Source organism: Streptomyces genisteinicus (assembly GCF_014489615.1).
GTDB classification, from domain to species: Bacteria; Actinomycetota; Actinomycetes; order Streptomycetales; family Streptomycetaceae; genus Streptomyces; species Streptomyces genisteinicus.
The window spans coordinates 5,984,474-6,010,755 of the sequence record NZ_CP060825.1 but is presented as its reverse complement, the minus strand read 5'-3'; the positions used below and the strand labels follow the sequence as shown (position 1 = coordinate 6,010,755).

18 protein-coding genes and 1 pseudogene are annotated in these 26,282 nt (G+C 70.7%); 11 read left to right on the top strand and 8 right to left on the bottom strand.

All coding sequences use genetic code 11. The annotated features are described in order from the left end of the window. Positions 1 to 440: 440 nt before the first annotated feature. Both IAG43_RS25855 and IAG43_RS25850 read right to left on the bottom strand, forming a co-directional pair. A complete protein-coding gene (locus tag IAG43_RS25855; RefSeq protein ID WP_187743070.1) occupies positions 441 to 1,889 on the bottom strand; it encodes an MFS transporter in 1,449 nt (482 codons plus the stop codon). A 128-nt stretch (positions 1,890 to 2,017) separates the two neighbouring features. Further along, positions 2,018 to 2,596 (bottom strand): annotated as a pseudogene (locus IAG43_RS25850) (TetR/AcrR family transcriptional regulator); the annotation flags it as partial. A 224-nt stretch (positions 2,597 to 2,820) separates the two neighbouring features. Between IAG43_RS25850 and IAG43_RS25845 the strand changes: the two are divergent. Further along, positions 2,821 to 4,350 (top strand): helix-turn-helix domain-containing protein, encoded by a 1,530-nt coding sequence (locus tag IAG43_RS25845; RefSeq protein WP_187743068.1) that lies wholly within the window; start codon positions 2,821 to 2,823, stop codon positions 4,348 to 4,350. A 228-nt stretch (positions 4,351 to 4,578) separates the two neighbouring features. On the opposite strand, the gene IAG43_RS25840 is transcribed toward IAG43_RS25845, so the two are convergent. Both IAG43_RS25840 and IAG43_RS25835 read right to left on the bottom strand, forming a co-directional pair. Then, positions 4,579 to 7,833 carry a GH32 C-terminal domain-containing protein gene (locus IAG43_RS25840; protein WP_187743067.1) on the bottom strand — a complete coding sequence of 1,085 codons (3,255 nt, stop codon included), beginning with the start codon at positions 7,831 to 7,833 and terminating at the stop codon, positions 4,579 to 4,581. A 194-nt stretch (positions 7,834 to 8,027) separates the two neighbouring features. Then, positions 8,028 to 10,964 carry a glycoside hydrolase family 32 protein gene (locus IAG43_RS25835; RefSeq protein ID WP_187743066.1) on the bottom strand — a complete coding sequence of 979 codons (2,937 nt, stop codon included), beginning with the start codon at positions 10,962 to 10,964 and terminating at the stop codon, positions 8,028 to 8,030. A gap of 269 nt (positions 10,965 to 11,233) precedes the next feature. On the opposite strand from IAG43_RS25835, the gene IAG43_RS25830 reads away from it, so the two are divergent. The 7 genes from IAG43_RS25830 to IAG43_RS25800 all read left to right on the top strand — a co-directional run bounded on the left by IAG43_RS25830 (position 11,234) and on the right by IAG43_RS25800 (position 19,615). Beyond that, positions 11,234 to 12,268 (top strand): LacI family DNA-binding transcriptional regulator, encoded by a 1,035-nt coding sequence (locus IAG43_RS25830; RefSeq protein WP_187743065.1) that lies wholly within the window; start codon positions 11,234 to 11,236, stop codon positions 12,266 to 12,268. A 143-nt stretch (positions 12,269 to 12,411) separates the two neighbouring features. Beyond that, positions 12,412 to 13,716 carry an ABC transporter substrate-binding protein gene (locus IAG43_RS25825; RefSeq protein WP_187743064.1) on the top strand — a complete coding sequence of 435 codons (1,305 nt, stop codon included), beginning with the start codon at positions 12,412 to 12,414 and terminating at the stop codon, positions 13,714 to 13,716. Positions 13,717 to 13,782: 66 nt separating this feature from the next. After that, positions 13,783 to 14,718, top strand: a complete 936-nt coding sequence (locus IAG43_RS25820) for a carbohydrate ABC transporter permease (protein ID WP_187743063.1) — start codon at positions 13,783 to 13,785, stop codon at positions 14,716 to 14,718. Between the two features lies 1 nt (position 14,719). Next, positions 14,720 to 15,592: a carbohydrate ABC transporter permease gene (locus IAG43_RS25815; RefSeq protein ID WP_187743062.1), complete on the top strand. Its 873-nt coding sequence runs from the start codon at positions 14,720 to 14,722 to the stop codon at positions 15,590 to 15,592. Between the two features lie 76 nt (positions 15,593 to 15,668). After that, positions 15,669 to 17,138: a glycoside hydrolase family 32 protein gene (locus IAG43_RS25810; RefSeq protein ID WP_187743061.1), complete on the top strand. Its 1,470-nt coding sequence runs from the start codon at positions 15,669 to 15,671 to the stop codon at positions 17,136 to 17,138. Positions 17,139 to 17,314: 176 nt separating this feature from the next. Then, a complete protein-coding gene (locus IAG43_RS25805) occupies positions 17,315 to 18,310 on the top strand; it encodes a carbohydrate kinase family protein (RefSeq protein ID WP_187743060.1) in 996 nt (331 codons plus the stop codon). Positions 18,311 to 18,952: 642 nt separating this feature from the next. Then, positions 18,953 to 19,615 carry an HAD family hydrolase gene (locus IAG43_RS25800; protein ID WP_187743059.1) on the top strand — a complete coding sequence of 221 codons (663 nt, stop codon included), beginning with the start codon at positions 18,953 to 18,955 and terminating at the stop codon, positions 19,613 to 19,615. Here the strand turns inward: IAG43_RS25800 and IAG43_RS25795 are convergent. Beyond that, complete coding sequence (locus tag IAG43_RS25795) at positions 19,596 to 20,846, bottom strand: NsdA family TPR-like regulatory protein (protein WP_187743058.1); 1,251 nt, start codon at positions 20,844 to 20,846, stop codon at positions 19,596 to 19,598. The two genes, IAG43_RS25800 and IAG43_RS25795, sit on opposite strands and share 20 nt — an antisense overlap. 292 nt (positions 20,847 to 21,138) lie before the next feature. Between IAG43_RS25795 and IAG43_RS25790 the strand changes: the two genes are divergently transcribed. Together IAG43_RS25790 and IAG43_RS25785 are read left to right on the top strand one after the other, a co-directional pair. Continuing rightward, entirely contained in the window at positions 21,139 to 21,516 is a 378-nt protein-coding gene (locus IAG43_RS25790; RefSeq protein ID WP_187743057.1) for a DUF6415 family natural product biosynthesis protein, read from the top strand. 216 nt (positions 21,517 to 21,732) lie between these two features. Beyond that, positions 21,733 to 22,611, top strand: a complete 879-nt coding sequence (locus tag IAG43_RS25785) for a radical SAM/SPASM domain-containing protein (protein WP_187743056.1) — start codon at positions 21,733 to 21,735, stop codon at positions 22,609 to 22,611. 15 nt (positions 22,612 to 22,626) lie between these two features. On the opposite strand, the gene IAG43_RS25780 is transcribed toward IAG43_RS25785, so the two are convergent. Then, positions 22,627 to 23,507 (bottom strand): IS5 family transposase gene (locus IAG43_RS25780; protein WP_187739230.1). Its coding sequence is split into 2 segments (ribosomal slippage): positions 22,627 to 23,147 and positions 23,147 to 23,507, totalling 882 coding nucleotides; the frame shifts between segments, so codons are not numbered across the junction. Between the two features lie 66 nt (positions 23,508 to 23,573). On the opposite strand from IAG43_RS25780, the gene IAG43_RS25775 reads away from it, so the two are divergent. Further along, positions 23,574 to 24,704 carry a 50S ribosomal protein L11 methyltransferase gene (locus IAG43_RS25775; RefSeq protein WP_187743055.1) on the top strand — a complete coding sequence of 377 codons (1,131 nt, stop codon included), beginning with the start codon at positions 23,574 to 23,576 and terminating at the stop codon, positions 24,702 to 24,704. Between the two features lie 112 nt (positions 24,705 to 24,816). On the opposite strand, the gene IAG43_RS25770 is transcribed toward IAG43_RS25775, so the two are convergent. Further along, positions 24,817 to 25,383, bottom strand: a complete 567-nt coding sequence (locus tag IAG43_RS25770) for a TetR/AcrR family transcriptional regulator (protein WP_187743054.1) — start codon at positions 25,381 to 25,383, stop codon at positions 24,817 to 24,819. 271 nt (positions 25,384 to 25,654) lie between these two features. Next, entirely contained in the window at positions 25,655 to 26,128 is a 474-nt protein-coding gene (locus tag IAG43_RS25765; RefSeq protein ID WP_187743053.1) for a hypothetical protein, read from the bottom strand. Between the last annotated feature and the right edge of the window lie 154 nt (positions 26,129 to 26,282).

Genomic DNA, 26,282 nt, shown 5'->3' with positions numbered 1-26,282 from the left:
GCCGTGTCCCGCGGAGCCGGCGGGTGGTGCGGGTGGTACGGCCGCTGCGGCGCGCCGGGCCCTCGCGGGGAGCGGTCAGCTCCGGGCAAGGCCCTCGCAGGGGGGCGGTCAGCTCCGGCCGGGGCCCTCGATGGACCGGGGCGGGTCGGGTCCGGCGTGGCAGGGCATCCGCGCGCGCCTGGGGCACCTGCGCGAGGGGTGCGCGCCGCCGTGGGCCGCGGGCGGCACGGGGCCATGGCTTCGGCGGCCGGGAGCGCACTGCCCTCTCCCGCCCGCACGCCCCGGGCGCGACAGGGGCGTGGGGCCCCGCCCGCCGCGCCTGAGGCGACGGCGCCGTGCATCGCGCCGGTCCGCGCGTGGGGGCGGGTCCGCGCGGACGTGCGGCGCGCGGCTCGGGAGGACGCGGGTCCCCCTCACCCGAGCGCCCGCGCCGCCGGAGGTCATCGGTCCGCCGAGGGCGCGGACCCGACCGGATCGGGGCGGGACGGGAGGTCCGCGGACGGCCGGCGCGCGGAGCCGGACGGGCCGCCGGACGGCAGCCGGAGCGCGAGGACCGCGCCGAGCACGGCGAACGAGGCGAGCAGCAGAAGCGCTCGGCCGGTGCCGTCGGCGATGTCCGCGGCCCCGGACATCACGGCCGTCGCCGCCGCGATCCCCACGGCCGGCCCGATGTTCATCGCCGTCTGCTGGAGTCCGCCCGTGACCCCCGCGTGCTCGGCGGGGGCCTCCCGCACCGCGACCGCGGTGGCGGCCACCATCACCGTCCCGAATCCGGCGCCGAGCAGCACGAACCCGGTGCAGGCCGACCACGGCGCGGCAGCGGTCGGGCCCGTCCCGGAGAGGAGCGCCGCGCCGGCGGCGAGCGCGAGGGCCGCCGGCGTCACCGTGCGGCGCGGACCCAGCCTCCGGGTCAGGACGGGGGCGAGCGGCGCGGCCAGGATCATGGCCGCGGCCCCGGGCAGCGCCGTCAGGCTTCCGCGCAGCGGGTCCTGGCCGAGCCCGTCCTGGAGGAGGTACATGACGGCGAAGAGGGCGCCGAGCATCGCCGCCGACGCGCACACCAGGACGGCGAGCGCCGCGGCGACGGGCGGTGAGCCCAGGACGGCGGACGGCACCAGCGGGTCGCGCGCACACCGTTCGTGCCGGACGAGACACGCCCCGCTCACCACGGCCGCCGCGCCCACGGCGGCCGTCACCCGGGTGATCCCGTCCGCGGGGACGGCGACGAGGGCGTGCACCGAGCAGACCAGCGTCACGGCGAGGAGCAGCGCCCCGACGGGGTCGATCCGCCCGGACCGCGCGGCCCTGGCTCCCCCCGCGCCCTCGGATTCCGGCGTGCGCAGCGCGAGGACGAGGACGCCCGTCAGCGTCGCGGGCACGATGTTCAGCACGAACACGGCGCGCCAGCCGAAGTGCGCGACCAGCACGCCGCCGACGAGCGGGCCGGCGGCGGCCGCGAGGCCGATGGCGACGGTGCGCAGGGCGATCGGACCGGCCAGGCGGTCCGGCGGGAAGGAGGTCCGCAGCATGCCCAGGGTCGCCGGCTGGAGCAGCGCGCCGAACACCCCCTGGACGACCCGCAGCCCGATGACCCAGCCGATGTCCGGTGCCACGGCGATGCCGGCCGACGCGGCGCCGAAGCCGAGGATGCCGAGGGCGAAGAGGCGTTCGTGACCGTGGCGGTCGCCGAGCCGGCCGGCGAGGACGAGCAGGCTCGCGACGGCGACGAGGTAACCCGTGCCGGCCCACTGGACCTGGGCCACGGTGGCGTCGAGGTCCCGCTGGAGGACGGGCTGCACCACGGTCAGCACGGTGCCGTCGAGGGCGACGGCCGACGCGCCGACGATGCTGCTCGCGAGGGCGACGCCGCGGTGAAAGCCGCCGTTCACCGCTCCTCCCGCTCGGAGGCCGCGCGTCCGGGTCCCGCCGGCCCCGCCTGCTCGGGTGCGGCCCGGTCCGTCCCGCCGGCCGGGGCCCCGGGTGCTTCGGCTTCGGGGGCCCCGGGTGCTTCGGCGGCTTCGGGGCCGAGGTGGGCGTCGAGCGCGGCGGCCAGGAGCGTGTCGATGTCGCCTTCCCCGGTGGCGAGCTCCAGACTCCCCCACTCCCAGAGCTGGACGATGCCGTGGAGGTTCGCCCAGAGCGCGCCCGCGACCACGCGGGGCGCGGCGGCCCCGGGCCGGGGCCCGGCTTCCGTGATGAGGCCGGTGAGGAGGTCGAAGAGCGGCAGGCTGATCGAGCGGAGTCCGAGATATCCGCTTTCGAGTAGATCGTGACGCAACATCAGCTCGTACATGCCGCGGTTCTCCCGGGCGAAGCGGATGTACGACCCGCACACCGCGGCGACACGCGCGCGCGGCGTCCGCCCGTCGTCGGCCACCGCGGAGGCGGCCTCGGCGGCCACGAGGGCGAAGCCTTCGCGGGCGATCGCGGACAGCAGTTCCCGGTGTGTCGGGAAGTGCCTCCGCGGCGCACCGTGCGACACGCCGGCTCGGCGCGCGATCTCGCGCAGCGTCAGCGCCCGCACCCCCTCCTCCGCGACCAACTCGACCCCGACGGCGACCAATCGGGCCCGCAGGCCCCCCTCCCGATCATGCATGCACCGTGTCTAGCAAACCGACGTAGACACTGTCTACTCCCCCCTGCCTGCTCTCCCCGCGGAGCCCGGGACCCCCCCGGACGCACCGCCACCGTTTGCCGCGCGGCCACGGGCGAGCGAGCATCGGGGCGAGGCATGCCCGCCGGACGCTCCCCCGGAGCGCTTCACCCGGACGGCCCACCCCCGTCGCGGGTTCATCTCATATCTGAGATAGCCTCCTTGGCATGTCAGACGACTACCTCGTACGCATCGGCAAGCTCATCCGTGACGCCCGCCAGCATCGTGGCTGGACACAGAGTCAGCTCGCCGAAGCGCTCGGCACCAGCCAGAGCGCGGTCAACCGGATCGAACGCGGCAACCAGAACATCAGCCTTGAGATGATCGCCCGCATCGGCGAGGCGCTGGACAGCGAGATCGTCTCCCTGGGCTACGCGGGCCCGATGCATCTGCGGGTCGTCGGCGGACGCCGGCTCTCCGGTTCCATCGACGTCAAGACGAGCAAGAACGCCTGCGTCGCGCTCCTGTGCGGAGCCCTGCTCAACAAGGGGCGCACGGTGCTGCGGCGGGTGGCGCGGATCGAGGAGGTCTACCGCCTCCTGGAGGTGCTCGGCTCCATCGGCGTCCGCACCCGCTGGATCAACGACGGCATGGACCTGGAGATCGTCCCGCCGGCCGACCTCGACATGCACGCGATCGACGCCGACGCCGCGCGGCGCACCCGTTCGATCATCATGTTCCTCGGCCCGCTGCTGCACCGGATGGACACCTTCCGCCTGCCCTACGCCGGCGGCTGCGACCTCGGCACCCGCACCATCGAGCCGCACATGATCGCCCTGCGCCGCTTCGGCCTGGACATCACCGCGACCGAGGGCATCTACCACGCGCGGGTGGACCGTTCGGTCTCGCCCGGCCGCCCGATCGTGCTGACCGAGCGCGGCGACACCGTGACCGAGAACGCGCTGCTGGCGGCCGCCCGCCACGACGGCGTCACCGTCATCCGCAACGCCTCCTCCAACTACATGGTCCAGGACCTCTGCTTCTTCCTGGAGGCGCTCGGTGTCAGGGTCGAGGGCATCGGGACGACGACGCTGACCGTGCACGGCATGCCGACCATCGACGTCGACGTGGACTACTCCCCCTCCGAGGACCCGGTGGAGGCGATGAGCCTGATCGCCGCCGCCGTCGTCACCGAGTCGGAGCTGACGATCCGCCGGGTGCCGATCGAGTTCCTGGAGATCGAGCTCGCGGTCCTGGAGGAGATGGGGCTCGACCACGACCGCTCCGCCGAGTACGCGGCCGACAACAAGCGCACCCGGCTGCTGGACCTGACCGTGCGGCCCTCGACGCTCCGGGCGCCGATCGACAAGATCCACCCGATGCCGTTCCCCGGGCTGAACATCGACAACGTGCCGTTCTTCGCGGCGATCGCGGCCGTCGCACAGGGCCAGACCCTGATCCACGACTGGGTCTACGACAACCGCGCCATCTACCTCACCGACCTCAACCGCCTCGGCGGCCGCCTCCAGCTCCTCGACCCCCACCGGGTCCTGGTGGAGGGCCCCACCCGCTGGCGCGCCGCCGAGATGATGTGCCCGCCCGCACTCCGCCCGGCGGTGGTCGTCCTGCTCGCGATGATGGCGGCCGAGGGCACCTCGGTGCTGCGCAACGTGTACGTCATCAACCGGGGTTACGAGGATCTGGCGGAGCGGCTGAACTCGGTGGGGGCGCAGATCGAGATCTTCCGCGACATTTGAAAGATCGTCAGGTAATAACTGACGAAACCTCTCTGACCTGTGCCAATGCACACCACAGGAGGTGTGGCGACGCTTCGTGGGATTCCTCTGGGACTTTGCGCCCACGCCGTACACGCCCGCGAACAGCGTAACCAGGCGATGCGCCGGCCCGGCCCGCGGCGAGACCGCGGACCGGGCCAGCATGGACGTGGGCGTTGATGCCCGGGACCGGCGGACAGCGCGGCTAAGTCAGTCGGTCATGTTGCCCATCTTCCAGACGGTCATGGACTTGACGGTGCTGCCGTCGCCGAAGAGGCGCAGGCCGAGGGAGTCCTGGCGGAAGGGGTAGGCGCGGGTGGTGATGGACTTGTGGTTGTTCGCGTACGCCTCGACCATCGAGCGGTCGAGGAAGACGTCGAGGGTCAGGGTGTTGTCGGTGAGGGTCAGCGGGCCCTTGTGGATGCCGAAGCCGGGTTCGGCGCTGGAGTTGTTCCCGGAGCGTGTCCGGTCGACGCCCAGCTGTCCTGCGGGGGCGTCGTAGAACAGGCGGGTCCGTTCCTCGTCGCCGGGGCTGCGGAGCACGTCGAGGCCGAAGGTGCCGGCGCTGCCGCGTTCCATGGTCAGCTTGATGTGGAGCATGTCGCCCTTGACGCCGGCCAGGCGGTTGTTGGCGTCGGCGAGGGAGGTGGGGGTGGTGATGTCCAGGAGCGGTGCTCCGGTGTGGAGGCGGGAGACCTCCTCGACGGGGCGGAAGCCGAGGTCTCCGTCGGGGCGCATGGACAGCTCGATGGGCAGGCCGGCGTTGTGGGCCCAGCCGGCGTCGTAGTGGGCGCGTTCGGTGCGTCGGTCCTGGGCGATGCTGAAGACGAGGGAGCGTCCCTTGTCGTCCACCGTTCCGCTGGGGCCGGTGAAGTGGTCGCCGTAGTCCATGAGCTTGGGCTCGGTGGTGTCGGGGGTCCAGCGGCGGTTCGCGGCGTCCCAGGTGCCGACCCAGTAGTAGACGTACTTGCTGCTGTACTCGCCGGGGCCGGCGGGGAAGGCCGGGTTGATGAGCAGGGCCCGGCGCTCGCGGCCCTGGGCGTCCTTGCCGATGGGCAGGAAGGTGGGCAGCTCCCAGACCTGTCCGGTCTTGGGGTGGGCTGCCACGTCACCGACCATGAGGGGGCCGGAGTAGGTCCAGTCGGTGAGGTTCTTGGAGGTGTAGAGGAGGGCGGTTCCGCCGATGTCCTTGCCGTCGGTGCTCTGGACGCCCGAGCCCATAAGCTGGAACCAGGTGTCTCCCTCCTGCCAGACGAAGGGGTCGCGGAAGTCGCCGAAGCGGACCTTGCGGCCGGCGCCGACGTTCAGGTCGGCGGTCTGGCTGGTGACGAGGGTGGGGTGCATCTTCCACTCGACCAGGTCGGTGTCGGCCGGGTCGACGGGGCGGGCGAGACCGGTGGCCTGGTTGGGGCGCTGCGCGTCGTTGCCGGCTGTGAACAGCAGGACGGGCGCACCGTTTTCGTCGTAGGCGGCATCGCCGGACCAGACCCCGTCGGGCGCCACGCTGTCCTCGGTGGGTGCGAGGGCGACGGGCAGGTCGCGCCAGTGGACCAGGTCCTCGCTCACGGTGTGTCCCCAGGCGATGTTGTGCCAGTAGGGGCCGTGGGAGTTGAACTGGTAGAAGAGGTGGTACTTGCCTTTGTACTGGATGGGGGCGTGGGGTTCGTTCATCCAGTGGTTCGGGGCGGTGAAGTGGTAGCCGGGACGGTAGCGGTCCCCGTCGTACCGGGAGCGGTCCATCTCCATCTGCGCCTTGGGAGTGGTACCGCCCGCGAAGGACTGCACGTCCTTCTGGTGGCCGGCCGTGACCGAGGCCGGGGTGAGGGCGCCGTTGTGGACCTTCACCTCGTCGATGAGGCCGTTGAACATGTTCACAGCGAACGTGCCATTGATGATGGCCGGCTGGTTGTGACGGCCGATGATCAGGGGAACGTCGGCCTTGGCCAGCCGAGCGGTGGTGGGGACAGCGGTCTGGGCGACCTGCTCACCGTTGAGGAAGAGCCTGATCGCGCCCTCGTTCGGAGCGAAGACGGCGGACAGGTGCGCCCACTTGCCCGCGGCCAGGGCCGCCGGCTTGGGGACCGTCACCTCGTACCAGGCGTCACCGGTTCCGATGCCGAACTGCCACCTGCCGTGCCGGCCGACACCGAGGGAGAAGCCCCGCTTGGCCGCCTTGTCCTGCTGGTTGACGACGACGGACGGCTTGCCGTCGTCTCCCCACTCGAACGCACGCGGCGCGACCCATGCCTCAAGGGTCAGGCCGTCCGTGGACAGCTGCGTCTGATCCGCGGCCCGGGTGACCCAGGTGGAGTAGCCGTCGAACAGCAGGGCGCCGGAGAGCACACCGTCAGCTTCGTTCTTCGGGCGCCAGAGCGGGTCGCTGTTCGGCTTGTACTGCGCGTCGGTGAAGACGTAGCTGATGGGGTCGGCGGCCTGGCTGATCTTCTCCCGGGTGGTGGTGCCCTGGCCTTCGGTGAAGTCCCAGTGGGCGGCGAGTCCCTTCACGGTCGGGTTGGGTGCGGGGTCGGTGCCGACGCGGACGTCGTCGAGGTTGATGTGGCCCCAGCCGCCGGTGGCCTTGTCGACGAGGGTGATGCGCAGTTGCTTGCCGAGGTGTTCGCGGGCGTCCCAGGTGACGCGGCGGTACGACTCGTTGTCGGTGCCGGTGGCCTTGTGCAGGACGGTTCCGTCGAGGGTGGTCAGGGCGGCGTAGAGGTCGTTGTCGTTGCGTCCGCCGGAGACCAGGACGCTGACCATGCCGGTGCCGGTGAGCGTGAACGGCTCCGACGTCACCGTCCCCGTGGCGGCGTCGCTGCCGCCGGCGTATCCCCACAGGTGGCGGGTGCCCGCGTGGTTGAAGCAGCAGCCCCAGCCCCAGCCGGTCTTGTCGGTGACGGCCGCGTTGAACGCGGTGCCGGTGGTGGTCCAGCCCTTGAGGTCGCCGGTCTCGAAGCCGGGGTTCGACAGGGTGGTCACGGCGGGTGCGGGGTCGGTGCCGACGCGGACGTCGTCGAGGTTGATGTGGCCCCAGCCGCCGGTGGCCTTGTCGACGAGGGTGATGCGCAGTTGCTTGCCGAGGTGTTCGCGGGCGTCCCAGGTGACGCGGCGGTACGACTCGTTGTCGGTGCCGGTGGCCTTGTGCAGGACGGTTCCGTCGAGGGTGGTCAGGGCGGCGTAGAGGTCGTTGTCGTTGCGTCCGCCGGAGACCAGGACGCTGACCATGCCGGTGCCGGTGAGCGTGAACGGCTCGGACGTCACCGTCCCGGTGGCGGCGTCACCGCCCGCGCCGAAGCCCCACAGGTGGTAGGAGCCTTGCTGGTTGAAGCAGCAGCCCCAGCCCCAGCCCGGGTCGTCGGTGACCGCCCCGGTGAAGGCGGTGCCGGTGGTGGTCCAGCCGCTGAGGTCGCCGGTCTCGAAGCCGGGGTTCGACAGGCTGGTTTCGGTGGCGCTGGCGGTCTGGGTCATCACAGGCGATGTCAGACCCAGACATATCGCGAGCGCGAGCAGCAGGCGCTGCAAACTGCGGCTGGTCGCCGTTCTCGATGGAGCACGGGTTCGCATACGAATCTCCGTCGGTGTGGGGTTGGGTTGATCGGGCGGGGTGAACGCCGGCCCTGGGCGCGGCACTGCCCGGGGCTGACGCGTGCAGGGGGTGGGGGTCAGGGGCGCCGGACGGGGACGTTGACGTCGGCGACGTTGATGTGACCCCAGCCGCCGTCGGCCTGGTCGACGACCTCGATGTAGATCCGGTCGCCGATGTGGGCGGAGAGGTCGAAGACGACACGGCGGTACTGCTCGGTGCTCCGGCCGGTGGCCTTGGCCAGCACCTTTCCGTCGCGGGCGCGGACGGCGGCCGCGTAGAGCCGGTCGGGGTCGTTGCCGCCGGACACGAGCAGGTCGACCACGCCGTCTCCGCCGAGGACCACGGTGGCGGAGCGCAGGACACCGGTGGCACCGTCGCCGCCTCCGGCAGGGTTGAAGCCCCACAGGTGGTGGCCGGTCGGGTCGGCTTCGGTCTCGGCCTGGTAGAAGGGGCCGCCCCAGCCCCAGTCGGTGCGCGTGGTGACGTTGGCGTCGCTGAAGGTCGTGCCGGAGACGACGGTCCATCCGGTGAGGTCGCCGGTGGCGAAGTCGTGGTTGGGCAGTGCGTCGACGTCTGCCGGGCGCGGCGGGTCGTACGCGGCGGGCGTGGTCGGGGTGTCGTAGGCGCCGTTCATGCGCCAGACGTCCAGGGACACGATGCGCGCCGACCCGCCGTCGGCAGCCAGCCGCAGGCCGGTGGCGTCCTCGCGGGTGGGATAGATACGGCTGGTGATGCTGTTGGTGCCGTTGACGTACGCCTCCAGCATCGAGCGGTCGAGCAGGACCCTCAGGGTGAGGCGTCCGCCGTCGAGTTCCACGTTGCCGCCGTGGATGCCCTTGCGGACGTCCGGGTCGAGGCTGGAGCGGCCGCGGTCGATCAGGAAGCGGCGCTCGTCCGTGTCGTAGGTCAGCAGGGTCTCTTCGGTGCCGTCGGCGCAGGCCCGGACCGCCAGGGTGATCGTCCGCGCGCCACGCGGCTCGATGACGGCGTGGATGTCCAGCAGGTCCCCGGAGACAGCGGCGAGCCGCCGGTTCGCTCCCGCCACCGAGGCGTGCCGGATGCGGGCCAGTCGCGGCCCCCGCAGACCGGCGGCCTCAGCGATCGGCTCGACGCCGAGGGTGCCGTCCTGGCGCAGGGAGACGGACACGGGCATGCCGGCGTTGTGCGCCCAGCCGGACTGGGCGTGCTGCTGCTCGGTGCGGCGGTCCTGGGTGATGCTGAAGACCACGGACCGGCCGTCGGGGGTGACGAAGCCGGACGGGCCGGTGAAGTGCTCGCCGAAGTCGAACTCGCGGGGCTTTTCGTGGTCGGGCACGAAGCGGTGCTCGCGCTTGTCGAAGGTGCCGATCCAGTAGTACGTGTGCTTGACGGCGTTCGGGTTGAACCCCTCCCACCACGGACAGATCAGCAGGATGTGCTTACCGGTGCGCCGGCCGCGGGGACCGGGGAGCGGGAGGAGCACCGGCAGCTCCCACACCTCACCGGGCTCGGGCAGTGTGGCGAGATCATTCCAGTGCAGCGGCCCCTGGTAGGTCCAGGGCCCCTCGGGCCGGCGTGCGGTGTAGACGAGCGCGGTTCCGCCGTGCTTGCGGGTGACCTGCGCGCCGTCGTAGTCGACGATGCCGCTGCCCACCAGCTGGTACCAGACGCCGTCCTCCTCCCAGACGAACGGGTCGCGGAAGTTCTCCGCCCACGCGGTTCCCGGACCGGCCGGCAGGTTCGCCGGTGCTTCGGTGACCGGCTCGGAGCGCATCGTCCAGGTGGGCAGGTCGGTGTCGCCGTCCGTCTGGTAGGTGGACACGGCGAGTCCGGTGCGCTGGCGGTAGGGCAGCCGGTCGTCGCCGCCGGTGAAGAAGAGGACCGGGCCGCGGTCGCCGTCGACGCAGGCGGATCCCGACCAGATGCCGTCAGGGCCGGCGGAGTCCGCGGCGGGGGCCAGGGCGATGGGGAGGTCGCGCCAGTGGACCATGTCGGTGCTGACGGCGTGGCCCCAGTGGATCTGGCCCCAGAACGGTCCGAGCGGGTCGTGCTGGTAGAAGATGTGGTACTTGCCCTTGAAGTAGACCGGGGCGTGTGGCTCGTTCATCCAGTGCCAGGGCGGCAGCATGTGGAACTGGGGGCGGTGCCGGTCGCCGTCGAAACGGGACCGGTGGTGGGTCAGGTCCGGGCGAGGCACGCGGTGACCGGGCAGCGCGGCGATCTTCTCGGCGTGCTCGCGCTGCGCCGTCGCGTCGTCCAGGGCGCCGGGGCGGATGGCGAGGCTGTCCATCAGGCCCATGTACATGTTGGCGTGGAACTCGCCGTTGAGCAGGGTCGGGCGGTTGTGCTTCCCGATGAGCAAGGGCTCACCCGGCGCGGGCTCGGGGGCCTTGTCGGGGGTGGCGGTGGTGCCGATCAGGCGGCCGTCGAGGTAGAGGCGCAGCTGGTGGGCGGCCGGGTCGTAGGTGGCCGTGACGTGGCTCCACCGGCCCTTGGCGGCCGGCCGGTCCGGGTCCCCCTTGACCTCGACCAGATCGGTGCCGAAGCCCAGCTGGAAGACGATCTGCCCGAAGCGGCGCAGGCCGAGCAGGAAGCCCGTCCTCGCACCCGGGTCGTGCTGGTTGACCAGCGCCTGGGGCTTGCCGTCGATGCCGTGCTCGTAGGCGTAGGGGGCGATCCACACGTCGACGGTCATGCCTCCGGCGAGGTCGAGCTTGCCGGGTCCTTCTGCCGTGACGCAGGTGGAGTAGCCGTCGAAGTACAGGGCCCGGCCTTGCACGCCACGACGGCGTACGGGGTCGCTGTCGGGCTTGTACCGGGCGTCGTTGAAGACGTAGTCCACCGGGGCGGCCGATCCGGAGACCGCCTCGCGGGCGACCGCGCCGGACCGTTCGTCGAAGTCCCAGCGGGCGGTGGGCTTTTGGGGGCCTTCGGGCTGGCCGCCGGTGGCGGCGAAAGCGGGTGCGAACGAGAGCGGCACGACGGCACCGCCGACGGCGGCGGATACGACCCTGAGGGCGGTTCTTCTCCTCATGCTGCCTCCTGGGCTGCGTGACAGACGGCGACCTGACGGCCTGCCAATTCGATTTAGGTGATGGGTCGGCATGGTTCGGGCGCCGTCGCCGCTAAAGCAAGAGCTAACGCATACGAATCTCATCTTCGCGCTACCCATAGGTTTGTAAATCGGTACAGAAAGTCACCGTTACGCAGACGAGATGTCCGGGGTGTTGACAGCGCATGACGAGTGAAGCAATCTCATCGCATCTTGCTAATCCGATTTAGCCGAGCGGAGCTGATCCACCGATGTCCGAACGCCGCGTGACCATGGCCGACGTCGCCCGCGAGGCGGGCGTATCGCCGACGACCGCGTCGTTCGCCCTGTCCGGCCGTACCGACATGCGCATCTCCGACGCCTCCCGGGAACGGGTCCTGGAAGCGGCCAGGCAGCTGGGCTACCGCCCGAACGTCACCGCGCGCAGCCTGCGGACGAAGTCCACGCAGACCATCGGGTTCGTCTCGGACCGGATCACCACCACCCCGTTCGCCGGCGACGTCATCCGCGGCGCCATGGAGGCCGCCCGCGAGCGGGACAACCTGCTGTTCATCACCGAGGCGGGCGGCGACCGCGCCGCCGAGTCCTCGCTGGTCCACGCGCTGCTGGACCGCCAGGTGGACGCGGTGATCTACGCGACGATGTTCACCCGGTACGTCACTCCTCCCAAGGAGCTGTTCGGCCGCCGCGTGGTGCTGCTGAACTGTCTGGCCCCCGGCTTCGACGCCCCCTCCGTCATCCCGGACGAGCTGGAGGCCGGCCGGGACGCGGCCCGCGCCCTGCTCGCGGCCGGCCACACCCAGGGCATCTGGGCGATCGGCGGCCACCAGGCCGTCCCGGCCACGCCCGAGGGGATCATCGCCGGCAACGAACGCATGCGCGGCCTTGAGGAAGTGCTGCGCGAGGGCGGCGCCCGCCTGGACGGCGTCATCGAATGCGACTGGGACACGCTGGACGGCTACCGGGAGGTGTCCGTCCTGCTGGCGGCCGGGACCCGCCCCCGGGCGCTGGTGTGCCTGGCCGACAGGGTGTCCTTCGGCGCCTACCAGGCGCTCGCCGAGGCGGGGCTGTCGGTGCCCGGAGACGTGTCTGTGATCTCGTTCGACGACCAGGACATCGCCTCCGTGCTGCGGCCCGCGCTCACCACGCTGAAGCTGCCGCACTACCAGCTCGGACGCCTGGCCGTGGAGCTCATCCTGCGCGGAGGGCCCCTCGACCCGATCGTCCACCGGGTCCCCATGCCGCTGCGGGAGCGTTCCTCCCTCGGTGCCCCAGCCGGGAACTAGGCCGGCGACAAAAGACAGCCGTCCCGCCACCCGCTCCGAGAGTCCGGAGTGGGCGCGGGACGGCCACCAAGAACAGCGACCGACGCAACCGGTCGCCAAGGGCGGGTCCTGCAAGAGCCGCCTCCGTGAGATGGAGGAACCTCGTGGTGTTCAGAACAAGGCGCCTCGCTGCTGCGAGTGTAGCCGCCGCGGCGGCAACCGCGCTCGTCGCCGGATGCGCGTCCGGCAGTGGCGGGAGCTCGTCCGGGGCCAGCGGTGACACGCTGACCCTGTGGACGCACAACGCCGGCAACTCGGCCGAGCTCGACGTCGTCAAGAAGATCATCAAGGACTTCAACGGCTCCCAGAGCAAGTACAAGGTCGAGCTGCAGTCGTTCCCGCAGACCGACTACAACAACTCCGTCGTCGCCGCCGCCTCGGCCCGCAAGCTGCCCTGCCTGCTCGACGTCGACGGCCCCAACGTGGCGAACTGGGCCTGGGGCGGCTACCTGGCCCCCATCGACGTCACCGGCAGCCAGGTGCCGGTCGAGGACCAGCTCGACAGCACCGTCGGAACCTACAACGACAAGCTGTACTCCTTCGGGCACTACGACGTCTCCCTGGCCTTCTTCGCCCGCAAGTCCGTCCTCGACGAGCACGGCATCCGTATCCCCACCATGGACAAGCCCTGGACCAAGGACGAGTTCGACGCCGCCCTGGCCAAGCTGAAGAAGAGCGGCAAGTTCACCTACCCGCTGGAGATGGGCACCGGCGGCAGCGGCGAGTGGTGGCCCTACGCCTACTCCCCGCAGCTGCAGAGCTTCGGCGGCGACCTGATCGACCGCAACGGCTACAAGACCGCCACCGGCACCCTCGACGGCAAGGAGTCCGTGGAGTGGGGCGACTGGTTCCAGTCGCTGGTGACCAAGGGCTACATGGCCAAGAAGTCCGGCGCCGACCCCAACAAGGACTTCCTCGCCGGCAAGAGCGCCATCCAGTGGGACGGCAGCTGGAACGCCACCAAGAACGCCGAGAAGCTCGGTGACGACCTGGCGATCATCCCGCCGGTCGACTTCGGCAAGGGCCCGAAGATCGGCGGCGCCTCCTGGCAGTGGGCCATGAGCTCCACCTGCTCCAACAAGGAGGGCGCGCAGGAGTGGCTGAAGTTCTCCCGCCAGACCAAGTACTTCGTCGATTACGCCAAGGCGACCAGCACCATCCCCGCCACCAACGAGGCCGCCACACAGGTCGAGGACTACCAGCCCGGCGGCAGGTTCGCGGTGCTCGTCCAGTTCGCGCAGAAGTACGCGACGCTGCGACCGGTCACCCCGGCCTACCCCTACATCTCCACCGAGTTCCAGAAGGCGGCGCAGGACATCCTGGCCGGCGCCGACCCCAAGAACGCCCTCGGCCAGGCCGCGAAGAACATCGACAACAACCTGAAGACGAACAACAACTACTCAGGCTGACCCGCCCCGGTCCGGTTCGGGCCCCCGACCACCCAGCCCGAACCGGACCGGCTCCCTGGAGATACCGTGACCACCAAGACCGCAGCCCCCCAGCGGCTGCGTCCGGTCCGGCGAACCCGCACGAACAACGCCCGTCGCCGTGAGAGCCTCACCGCCCTCGGCATGGCCACCCCGGCCGTCGTGCTGCTGATCGTCTTCCTCGTCGTACCGGTCGCCCTCGCCTTCGCCCTGGCCTTCACCGACGCGAGACTCATCTCGCCCACCCCGGCCCGCTTCGTGGGCCTGAGGAACTTCACCCAGCTCTTCACCGATCCGGTCTTCTACAAGTCCCTGCGCAACACGATCTACTTCGCCGTGGTCGTCGTCCCGCTCCAGGCCGGCCTCGCCCTCGTCCTGGCACTGCTGGTCAACGCCAAGGTGCGGGGCATCAACTTCTTCCGGACCGTCTACTTCCTGCCCGTCGTCACCTCGATGGTCGTGGTGTCCCTCCTGTGGACCTTCCTCTACCGGCAGGACGGCCTGGTCAACAACATCATCTCGACCCTGACCCTCGGCCACTTCCAGGGCCCGGACTGGCTGGGCGACCCGGCCACCGCGATGCCCGCCATCATCCTGATGTCGGTGTGGCAGGGCGTCGGCTTCCACATGATCATCTGGCTGGCCGGTCTGCAGACCATCCCCGCCGAACTGTACGAGGCCGCCGAACTCGACGGAGCCACCACCTGGCAGCGTTTCCGCCACGTCACCTGGCCCGGGCTGCGCTCCACGCGCACCTTCGTGCTCGTCACCATCACGATCGCGGCGTTCAGCCTCTTCACCCAGATCAGGGTGATGACGCAGGGCGGCCCGCTCGACTCCACCACCACCGTCGTCTTCCAGGCGGTGCGCACCGGCTATGACCAGCAGCAGACCGCCTACGCGGCGGCCATCTCGCTGATCTTCTTCGTACTCGTCCTGACCGTGTCGCTCGTCCAGCGGTTCCTGACCCGGGAGAAGGACTGACATGACCTCCCTCCTCAAGCGACTCGGCGGTCATGCCGGACGCATCGTCCTGGCCCTGGTCTTCGCACTCCCGCTCGTCTTCATGCTGGTCTCGTCGTTCAAGACGGACGACCAGATCTTCGGCGACCTGGGCTCGGTGAGCGCCTTCCTCCCGGTCGGCGCCCTGTCGCTGGACAACTACACGGCCATGTTCGACCGGGTCCCCGCGGCACGGTTCCTGCTGAACTCCGTGCTGATCTCATCGATCACCGTGGTCCTCGGCATCATCGTCAACAGCCTGGCCGCCTTCGCGCTCGCCCGGATGCGGTGGTCAGGCCGCAAGGTCGTCCTGACCACGGTCATCGCCACCCTCATCGTGCCGTTCGAGACGTTCGCGCTGCCGCTGGTGTGGTGGGTCAACCAGCTGCCGCTCCTGCGCGTGAACGGCTTCCAGCTGGAGTGGACCACCGGCTGGATGGACACCTATCAGGTGCAGATCCTGCCGTTCGTCGCCAACGCCTTCTCGATCTTCTTCTTCCACCAGTTCTTCCAGAGCATCCCCAAGGAACTCGACGAAGCGGCGATCATGGACGGCGCCGGCTGGTTCACCATCTACCGCCGCATCGTGATGCCGCTGTCCGGCCCCGCCGTCGCCACCGTCGCCATCCTCACCTTCCTGCCCGCCTGGAACTCCTACCTGTGGCCGCTGATGGTCGTCCAGAGCGAGGAACTGCGCCCGGTGATGGTCGGCATCTCCTACTTCTTCCAGCTCAACGTGGGCTGGGGCCAGATCATGGCCTACTCCTCCATGATCACCGTGCCGATCCTCGCCCTGTTCGTGGCGTTCCAGCGGTCGTTCGTCAACAGCATCGCCTCCACCGGCGTCAAGGGCTGACCCCGCACCCGCGCTGTCGGATCCGCCCCGTCCTCATGACTTCCGTGTGCTTCGCACGCCCTGAGAAAGGCCCCGTGTGTCCACGTCGCCTGCCGACCCCCACCTGCCCGCCGTCCATCTGCGACCGCCCCGCAACTGGATCAACGACCCCAACGGCCTGGTCTTCCACGACGGCTACTACCACGTCTTCTTCCAGTACAACCCGCACGGCCCCCAGCACGCGAACATGCACTGGGGCCACTACCGCAGCCCCGACCTGATCACCTGGGAACCCCTCCCCGTCGCCCTCGCCCCCACGCCCGGCGGATACGACGCGGACGGCTGTTTCTCCGGCAACGCCATCTCCACCGGCGACCGCATGGTGGCCTTCTACTCCGCCCACCGCAACGACCGCTGGTGGCAGCCCGTCACCACCGCCGAGTCCCACGACAACGGCCACACCTGGACCAAGCGCCCCGACCTGCTCATCCCCGAGCCACCCGCCGGCACCACCATGTACCGCGACCCCTACGTCTGGCGGCAGAACGAACGCTGGAGAATGCTGGTCGGCTCCGCCCTCGACGACGGCCGCGCCGCGGCGCTGCTGTACGAGTCCGAGGACCTGGAGCACTGGACGTACCGCGGTCCCTTCCACACCAGCGACACCACCGCTGATGCGGGCCCTATCGGCTGGGAGTGCCCCCAGTACGCCACCTTCGGCAACCGAAACGCCCTGATCCTCAGCGACTGGACCCCCCAGGGCGGCCCCAGCCACACCACCGTCGTCACCGGCCGGGAGAAGGACGAGGGGGGCTTCGAAGCGACCACGGCCCCCGTGCCGCTGGACCACGGTCCCGACTTCTACGCCCCCGCCCTGCTGAAGGCACCCGGAGAAGACCGCTGGCTGATGTGGGGCTGGGCCTGGGAGGCCCGGGACGACGCCTGGGCACACGAAACGGGCTGGGCAGGCGTCCTCACGCTCCCCCGAGAGGTGACCCTCAACGCCGACGGCACGGTCGCCCAGCGCCCCGCCCGCGAACTACTGGCCCTGCGCGGCCCACGAGTCCTGCACGGCACCGGGTACGCCACCCAGACCGAGCCGGCCGAACTCGGCCAGATCGGCCACACCTTCGACCTCACCGCCGCCCTCGTCCCGGACCCCACCGGCACGAGCGGGCTGCGCCTGATCACCTCCGCCGACGGCTCCGAGCACCTCGACATCAGCCTCGACCCCACGGCAGGCCACCTCGTCGTCGACCGCACCCACGCCTCGACGGACGCCCGCGCACGGGGAGGCGTGTACACCGCGCCGTGCCCGGCCGCCGCACGCCCCAACACTCCTGTCGAGCTCCGTGTGATCGTGGACCGATCGATAGCCGAGGTCTACCTGGCCGACGAGCAGGTCCTCACCCTGCGGTTCTACCCGTCCACCGACGGGCCGTGGCGGCTGCAGGCCCGTACGACAGGGGCGGGTCGCGGTGAGTTCGCCGTCGCGGCCTGGAATCTGATCCCGGAAGACCTCCCCCGAGAAGCCCAACTGGCGGGCCGGGGAACGCAGGGCGCTTGATTCCAGGGCCACACGAGCCCTGGAGGCCGGCCCGTCACACGGCAAGGCCACGCGCATTCCGCATCGTGCGCGGCAGACATGTCCACCGCAGCTCCCACGCTCTTACGGCGCTCTCGGCTGCGTTCCGCGGCGCGGGGCGACAGCCTCGCGCCCTACCTGAAAGGCAGAAAGTCACCATGGACCGACCCGGGTCCCCCGGCAGTGTCGACGTCCTCGGCGAGTGCGTCGCCGACATCTTCGAGGACCACGACCGGTCCGATTCCGGCGGACTGGCCCTGCGGGCGCTGGCCGGAGGAGGCCCGGCCAACACCGCTGTCGCCCTCGCCCGGCTCGGCACCCCAACCCGATTCCTAGGACGCTTCTCCCGTGACGCCTTCGGCACGCTCTTCCGCGCCCGCCTCAGCGCCTCCGGCGTCGACCTGGGCGACAGCGTGACCGCCTCCGAGCCCAGCACACTCGCCGTCGCCGACCTCGACGCGACCGGCCAGGCCGCGTACACCTTCTACGCCGAGGGCGCCGCCGACTGGCAGTGGACCGGCAGCGAACTCGCCGCGACGCGGCACGACGACGCGGTCTGCCTGCACACCGGCTCCCTCGCGCTGATCCGCCGGCCCGCCGGCAACCGCATCGAGGAACACCTCGCTCAGGTCCGCGAGCACGCCACCGTGTCCGTCGACCCCAATGTCCGCCCTCTGCTCGTGGCCCCCTCCGCCTATCGTGAACGGTTGCCCCATTGGTGCGCCCTCGCCGACATCCTCCGCCTCAGCGAGGACGACTGCGCCGTCCTCGCCCCTGACACCGGGCTGGACAAGGCGTGCGACACCTGGCACGCGGCCGGCGTCCGCCTCGTCGTCATCACCCTCGGCGGCAACGGTGCCCTCGCGTCACTCGACGGCATGCGCGTCACCGTCACGGCCCCTCCTGTCACCGTGGTCGACACCGTCGGAGCCGGGGACTCCTTCACCGCGGGCCTCCTCCACCGCCTCGCCGCCCTCGGACACCTCGGCGGCCGGCTCGATGCGCTGACCCTCGACGACGTCACCGACGCCTGCTCGTTCGCCGCCCAGGTCGCCGCCCTGACCTGCTCCGTCGCCGGTGCGAACCCGCCCTGGGCGGATGAGACGGAGGCCGGGTCCGGCGCCGGTCGATTCCTGACCCGGCGAGCAGGCTGAAGGGCTCCGGCTGCCTCTGGGACTTTTCTGGGACTTTCAGCTGCATCAAGCGGCACGAAGGTGAAAGAAGGGAAAGGACATTTTCCCAGGTCAGCTGCCTCACGCAGTGAATCTGCGCAGCTCACAGGGCCGTCGAGTCTTTTCCGCGACATCTGATACGACACGGTCTCCGCACCCCGTCCGACCTGTCATTCAGCAGGTCAGGGAGGGGTGCGGAGACATCTGTGGGACTTCTCCGGCACTTTGGGCCTGCGGCGGGCTACGAGCCGGCCTTCTTGCCCCGGCCGCGTTTCCTGCCGAACACGCTCCACCAGCGGTTGCCCCCAGTGCCGGTAGATGCGCCTGCGACAGAGAGACCGCGGCCTGGCGCCGGACCTCGTTCTCCTGCTTTAGCAGCCTGATCCTCCGACGTGCTCCGCGCTCTCCTGCCGCCGCCGGCCCCAGCCGCAGCGTCCTCCCCGCCGTCGCGGGGGGCGCTCCGACGAGAGCCTGGAAGACTTCCTCCACGACCCAGACCGAACCGCCCGCACAGACGCTGACCGCACTGCACAGGCCCCGCCCTGACATCGACCGGGGCGGGGCTTCTCTGCGTTTACCAAGGGGCCTTTCTCCAAGTCCTACAGGGCCTTTACGATCGCGACCATGATTCGCGCAGTGGTGTTCGATGTCGGTGAGTGCCTGGTCGACGAGACCAGGGAGTACGGAACCTGGGCAGACTGGCTGGGAGTTCCCCGGCACACATTCGCCGCCATGTTCGGCGCGGTGATCGCGCAGGGCCGGGACTACCGGGACGTCTTCCAGGAGTTCTCGCCGGGATTCGACCTCTACGAACAGCGAGAGGCGCGTGCGGCGGCGGGCCGCCCGGAGACGTTCGGGGAGGAAGACCTCTACCCGGACGTCCGCGAATGCCTTCGCTCACTGCGCGCCGACGGGCTGTGGCTCGGCATCGCCGGGAACCAGACCGTGCGAGCGGGGACGATCCTGGGCAAGCTGTTCACCAACGATGTCGACCTGATCGGCACGTCAGACGACTGGGGCGCGAGCAAGCCGGACCCCGAGTTCTTCCGGCGGGTGGCCGAAGTGGTCCCCTTCGCGAACGACGAGATCCTCTATGTCGGGGACCGCTTGGACAACGACCTGCGCCCCGCTGTCCAAGCGGGCATGGAGACGGCGCTCGTCCACCGCGGGCCCTGGGCCACGATCCAGTGGAACGACGAGGAGGCAGTGAAGCTCCCGACCTTCCGGGTCGAGAGCCTCACAGAGTTGGCGCCGGCCGTCCAGGCGTTCAACCGCTCAGGGCGCTGAGGGTCGTTCCCCAGCCGTACAGCTTCTCGTCCAGGTCGCGTACGCAGACTTCATGTTGCCAGGGAACGAGCTGGCGCCGCACGTCACGGACCCGCTCGATGCCGGTGGCGTACCAGCTCGTCTCGAGCTGCTCGAGCGCTCGCAGGGCGTAGCCGCACGCCTCTTGGGCGTTCTCGGCGGCAGCCTCGACGGCCGCCAGGTCGCCGAGGATCACGGACCGCTGCTTGCCGTCCTCTGAGGGAAGGTCTTCCAGCACGCCCGTGAGTGTTGTTCGGGCCTGCGGCAGGTGTCCTGCCTTGAGCTGAGTGTTGCCCTTGAAGGCAGCCAGCCGCACGGGGGTGAACCAGTCCAGCCAATCGGGCGTGGCGTTCTCGGAGTCACCGCCGAGGATGTCCTCGGCGTGGTTGATCAGGTGCAGGGCGGTGCGCACGTTTCCGCAGCGCGTCTCGCATTCGGCCTCCACTGCGTCGAGCCAGGCGAGGAACAGCGCGCTCGGTTGCCCCCGTCGGGCGTACGTGCGGGCCGCCACCATGCGCTCGGCCGCCTCGTCCCGCCGACCGGACCAGCCCGGGATGAACGCCATGTGGGCGAGCACTGCCGCACCCAGGAGCTGGTCATCGGCTTCGCCGGCCGCCTGAAGAGCACGCAGGTAGGTGTCGTGCGCCGTCTCGGGCTGGCGCAGGTCGAAGAACTCCATTCGCCCACACAGGAGATACGTCTCCGACAGGGCTGCGGCGAGGAGTTGCCGAGGTGCCCCGGCGGTCTCGGGCAGGAGCGCACAGCCTAGGACTGCGTGGGCGCTGGCGGTCGGGTGGAGCGTGGCAGGTGCCACGCTCCAGTACAGATGCCTGTGCGCCCGAGTCACGGCGGCGTAGTCGTGGGCTGCCGTTGCGGGCTGCACAGCGCGCGAAGCCTGACTGTGCACCGATCCGCCGGCGCGACGCACCGAGGTTGTCATCGGCGTCTCGTGACGATGGCCGGGGGTCTGGGAGTCCCGGCCGGTCGATGAGGTGAATCCGAGGTCGGCCATGTCCTGCCCCAAGAGTTCGGTGAGCACGCGCTGGCACGCGGGGTGGGGCCAGGGAGGAGTTTCCGACTCCCAGCGCCGGACCTGGCGGACGCCAACGGTCAGACCGTGCCTGGACATGGCCTGGGCCAGAGCCTGCTGCGACGGGTAGCCCGCGGCCAGGCGCGCTGCCTTGAGCCGGACGTTTCCTGCTGACCTTGCCACGTCATCCTCCTCGCTCCTACGACTACAGCCAGACTCCCAGAAAGTCCGTTCCCGGACCAGCATTCACTCGTGCGACCCACCAAAGCCCTCATAGGCGCGCAAAGAAGTCCGCTAGAACTCCTCGTGCGAGTCCTCTTAAGGGTGGACGCTGGTCCTCCACTGATGAGAGGTCAGCGAAAGCGGCCAGGCCGCCCGTTGGCCACGTCAGGGATGGCATGACCCCGGAACAGATGGACCCCGGCAGCCGCGCGAACGGCCCCGGGGATGGCCAACGCTATGAAGGAGCGTCGACATGCAGCACCGTACCGCCCTGGTACAGCCGACCGCAGGTGACCTGATGCCCCCGGCCCCGCCGGACATCGAGACGATGCGCGACTCCGCCCGCCGCGCCATGAACTTCCAGGGCGACGGCCTGGAGCTGGACACGCTCATCGCGCTGCTCCAGGGCCACGTCCGTCTGCTCGTCCCGGAGATCCGGGCGCTCGTCCAGACGGCCCCGGTCGGGGACCAGACCGCCCTCATCGCCCAGGTCGGCATCGACGAGGCCTGGCGCCGGGTGAACACCACGGCGTTCGGCACCGACGCGCTGGTCCGGCAGGCCCGCAAGCTGGCCCTGTCCACCCTGTCGCTCTGCGACCACTGGGAGAACCTGACCAGCCCGTCGGTCTGACCTGCACCAACCCCATGGCGACCGAATCGGGGAAAGGGTCGCACCCCCTGAACCGCTCCTCCCGGCCGGCGTACCGGAAGACCCGGCCGTCAGGAGCACTCGCCCCCGCCCCGGGCCGAATCCCGGCAGGACCGTGCCCGGGGCGGGTCACCCACCGCAGCACCCGTGCGATCACCGGGCGGGCGCACGCGCGTCTGCGCACCATGAAGGAGCAACGTGGCCACCCCAGTTCCCACACGCCCGTCAGCGGACTCTCCCGCCGGCGGCGTCCTCTCCGTCGAGCTCGAACTCACCGGCAACTGCCAACTCGAGTGCTCTCACTGCTGCACCCTCTCGGGCCCCGAGGTCACCCAGGGGGCCATGACCCTGACCGACTGGCAGCAGGTCGTCGACGACATCGCCGCGCTCGGCATCCCCGCCGTGCAGTTCATCGGCGGCGAACCGACCCGCTCGCTCACCCTCCTGCCGCTCATCACCCACGCCCTGTGCCGGGAGCTGAAGGTCGAGGTGTACTCCAACCTCACGCACGTCCGCCTCCCGCAGTGGGCTGCCTTCGAGCAGTACGGCGTCCGCCTGGCCACCAGCTACTACAGCGACGACCCGGCGGAACACGACCGGATCACCGGCGTCGCCGGCAGCCACGCCCGCACTCGAGCCAACATCATCCGCGCCGTCGAGCGCCGCATCCCGCTGCGCGCCGGCGTCGTCCAGCTCGAGGACGCACAGCGCGTCGACGCCGCGGTGGCAGAGCTCCGGGAGCTCGGCGTGACGAACATCCGCGTCGACCGCGTCCGCGCCGTGGGCCGGGCCGCCGAGACGGTCGGCATCCCGAGCGTCAGCGAGCTGTGCGGCCGCTGCTTCCACCACCGGCTCGCCATCTCCCCGGACGGCGACCTCTACGGATGCATCCTCAGCCGCTTCCTGCCGACCGGTAACGTCAGGCAGCGCCGTCTCGCCGACATCATGCTCAGCCCCGAGTACGCGGCCGCCCGCGCCGCGATCCCCCCGATGTCCACGGACGGCTGCCCGCCCGACGACTCGAGCGACTGCAACCCGGCCAACACCGAGGCCTGCGGCCCCGCCTACGACGACTAGGTTCTGTCCGGCGGATCACTGCCGAAGCCAGAGCCGGATCGCTGCGGCGGTGACGGTCCCGTGGAAGACGTAGGCCCGCTTGTCGTAACGAGTAGCGACTGCGCGGGAGTTCTTCAGCCGGTTGATGGTCCGCTCGACCTCGTTGCGGCGCCGGTAGTGGTCGCGGTGGAAGCCGGTGGGCCTGCCGCCTTCTCTGCCTTTGCGTCGACGGTTGGCCTGCTGGTCCTTGGGTTCCGGGATTGTGTGCCGGATGCGGCGTCTTCGAAGGTAGCGGCGGTTTCGGCGGGAGCTGTATGCCTTGTCGCCGCTGACGTGCTCGGGCCGGGTTCGGGGCCGTCCACCCAGCGGTCTGGGGACCCGGATCCGGTCCAGGACCTCAACCATCTGGGGGGCATCGCCCCACTGGCCAGGCGTGACCAGAAAGGCCATGGGGCGGCAGCCTCCTTCACCCGCGAGGTGGATCTTGCAAGTCAGGCCGCCCCGGGACCGTCCGAGTCCCTCGTCGGGGCGGTGGTGCCGGGGCGTCGTCCTTTTTTCGGGACCCGCGGCTTGGCTTTGCGGGCGCCGGCCGCGTGCTGATGAGCCCGGCAGGACGTCGAGTCGACGCCGACCATCGACCAGTCGATCCGGCCCGCGAGGTCGGCGTCGGCCTGGACCGACTGCAGGATCCGGTCCCAGGTGCCATCCGCCGACCAGCGGCGATGCCGCTCATAGACGGTCTTCCACGGCCCGTAACGTTCCGGCAGATCGCGCCACGGAACACCGGTACGAACCCGGAACAGGATCCCGTTGATCACGGTGCGGTGGTCGTTCCACCGGCCACCCCGGCGACCCTTTGGAGGCAGATGCGGCTCCAGCAGCGACCACTCGTGATTCGTCAGATCCCCCCGACCCATACCCCAACCAACGAGCGACCGGTCGGAAAGTCACATGATCCGCCGGACAGAACCTAGGAGCCGACAATGCAGTGGGAGAAGCACGCGGCCGCCCTGGCGGACGCGTCCACGGACTCCGGTTCACGGTGGCGCCCCCTCGTCGCCGCCGTGCCCCGGCACCGGTTCATGCCCCGCTGGTGGCACCGCCGCGGCGACGCCTGGGCGCTCCACGACGGCCCGTCGGACGAGGCCGCCTGGGCGCAGCACGCCTACGCGGACCGGTCCGTGATCACCCGCGTCGGCCCTGACCATGCGGACCTGGCCGAGTACGGGGACACCCCGGCCGGGCTGCCCACCTCGTCCGCGACCCTGCCCAGCCTCGTCGTCCGCATGTTCCAGCACGCCCGCATCACGGACGGCTGCGAGCTCCTGGACGTCGGAACCGGCTCCGGCTACGGGGCGGCCCTGGCGGCGCTGCGGTTGGAGGAGCACCGGGTCACCAGCATCGACGTCGACGCGTACCTGGTGAACGCCGCTCGGCACCGACTGGACCGGATCGGGCTGCGTCCGCGGCTCGAGGCCACGGACGGCACCGGGACGCTGCTGGGCGAGTACGACCGGATCGTGGCCACGGTCGCCGTGCGCCGGGTCCCGCCGTCGTGGCTCGCCGCGCTTCGGCCGGGCGGCCGTCTGGTGACGACGATCAGCGAGACCACGCTGATCGTCACCGCGGAGAAGCGGGAGGACGGGACGGCCGTGGGCCGGGTGGAATGGGACCGGGCCGGCTTCATGCAGGCCCGCGCCGGCTCCGATTACCCGGACACCCTCCCGGATGGCCTCCGGGACACCGCCCGGCACCGGGACGGAGACTCCATCACCGGGAGCGACTTCCCTGTCCTCGACATCCAGGAGGCATGGGACGTGGCCGCGATGCTGTCGATCGAGGCGCCGGGGACCGTGTACGGGTTCGACGAGACCGACGGCTGCCGAGTGACGTGGCTCGCGCACCCGGACGGCTCGTGGGCGCGCGCGTCATCGAGCGGCACCGGGACGACCGTCGTCCACCAGAGCGGCCCGCGCCGGCTCTGGGAGGTCCTGAACGGGATCCGCGGATACTGGCTCGCCCATGGCGAGCTCCCGGTCCGCGGGGCTCGCGTCCTCATCACGCCGGACGGTCGTACCCGGCTGGCGCGGGGCAGCTGGCGCGCAGCGCTCTGACCGCTGGTGCGTGGCCGGCAGGGGCCCGCCGCTTCGGCGGCGGGGCCTGCGTCGTGGGGCCGGGCCGAGGCCGGCGCTGCGGGGCAGAGGCGGCGAGCGGAGGGCCTGCCCGTCACAGGAGGCGACGCACGGCCTCCGTGATCGCGTTCCGGCATTGTGCCGCGTCCGAGGCGGGGGTGGCAGTCGCCGGCATGCTTGCGGCGTTCGTCGGGCTCCAGGCCGAGGCGATGGCCAGAACGAGGGTGAGAAGCGTGGTCGGGGGGAAGCCCGGTGTGCCGTCTCCGTCCTTCCGGACCGCTTCCAGCGCGGCGAGCTTGTCGTCGCGGGCAGGCTTGGCGACCGCGGGGTCCCGTTCCACGGCGGCGCCGCGTTCCAGGCGGTGCCAGGTCGCCAGCCGGAGCACCTCCGGGTGCTTCTGGTAGAAGTCGAAAAGCCGCCCGGCGTAGCCCGGCAGGTCGTCGGGTGTGAAGGGCACCATGTCGAGGCCCCGCCCGACGTGGGCGTCGAAGACGGCGTCGAAGAGCCCGTCCTTGTTGCAGAAGTAGACGTAGATGAGGTTCTTGTTCGCCGAGGCGGCCTTGGCGATCCGGTCGACGCGTGCTCCCGCGATCCCGTATGCCGCGAACTCCTCGGTCGCCGCGTGGAGGATGCGCGCCTTCGTGGCCTCGGCTCGGGACATAGGGGTCATGTTAACAGCGCCTCACAAGGCTTGACCTGGGCATGGAGGCTCGTCGCAGCCCCGGGAGCACGGTGGTTCCCGGGGCGGACCGTGTCCCCTCCGGTGGCGCGGGCACCGATCCGCCGGGCCGTCCGCGGGCCCCGCGGGCTGCGGTGAGTGAGGTCGCGTCAGGACGGTGACGTGCGGGGTGATGCGTGATGGCCGGACGAGGTGGTCCGGTGCGCGTCGCGGCGAATCGGTCACCGCACCGTGTCACTCGCGGCATGGGGCGTCACCTCAGCCCGAAGGCGTCGATCAGCGCCTCGGAGGCAAGCAGCATGACGGTGCACCACAGGGTGACGCCTGCCATGAGCCAGCCGATCAGCGGCCACCGGGGCAGACCCAGCGCCGTGCCCAGCATCGCCGATCCCCAGGTGCCGAAGAGTGCGGGCCCGATGATGCCGAAGCCGATCACGCCGTACCGGTTCACCACGCGCCGGGCGCGCAGGCCGGTGGGGCCGTCGAGGCGGTTCCGGCGCTTCCCGGGCGGCGGCCCAGTGGTGACGGGTCGTCGTTTCGCGCGCCGCTCCAGCCATCGGGTACGGAGCCACCCGGCGGCGAAGACGGCGGACAGCAGGCAGCCGGCCGCGCCGAGGAGGACGGCGGTGAGGGCGAGGGGCGGGGCCAGGGAGATCGAGAGGCCGAAGGGGACGGCAGGGGCACCCAGGGCGAATCCGGCGAGCGCGGCCCAGGCGAACTTCAGCACGCACCACTCCTCGTCGTCGGGGTGCCGCCCCGGTCGCTCGCGGCGGCCGTGAATTGACTAACCAGTTATACCAGTTCGACGAGTGCCGTCCGCATCCCGCCCGGCGCTTGTTGACGAGCCGTCCGATCTCGGGCACGCTGTGCCCCGAATTAAC

Coding starts and splice junctions, on each gene's coding strand:
- IAG43_RS25815 (WP_187743062.1), top strand. CDS start 14,720: ATGACCTCCCTCCTCAAGCGACTCGGCGGTCATGCCGGACGCATCGTC.
- IAG43_RS25800 (WP_187743059.1), top strand. CDS start 18,953: ATGATTCGCGCAGTGGTGTTCGATGTCGGTGAGTGCCTGGTCGACGAG.
- IAG43_RS25805 (WP_187743060.1), top strand. CDS start 17,315: ATGGACCGACCCGGGTCCCCCGGCAGTGTCGACGTCCTCGGCGAGTGC.
- IAG43_RS25835 (WP_187743066.1), bottom strand. CDS start 10,964: ATGAGGAGAAGAACCGCCCTCAGGGTCGTATCCGCCGCCGTCGGCGGT.
- IAG43_RS25770 (WP_187743054.1), bottom strand. CDS start 25,383: ATGTCCCGAGCCGAGGCCACGAAGGCGCGCATCCTCCACGCGGCGACC.
- IAG43_RS25790 (WP_187743057.1), top strand. CDS start 21,139: ATGCAGCACCGTACCGCCCTGGTACAGCCGACCGCAGGTGACCTGATG.
- IAG43_RS25840 (WP_187743067.1), bottom strand. CDS start 7,833: ATGACCCAGACCGCCAGCGCCACCGAAACCAGCCTGTCGAACCCCGGC.
- IAG43_RS25845 (WP_187743068.1), top strand. CDS start 2,821: ATGTCAGACGACTACCTCGTACGCATCGGCAAGCTCATCCGTGACGCC.
- IAG43_RS25775 (WP_187743055.1), top strand. CDS start 23,574: ATGCAGTGGGAGAAGCACGCGGCCGCCCTGGCGGACGCGTCCACGGAC.
- IAG43_RS25830 (WP_187743065.1), top strand. CDS start 11,234: ATGTCCGAACGCCGCGTGACCATGGCCGACGTCGCCCGCGAGGCGGGC.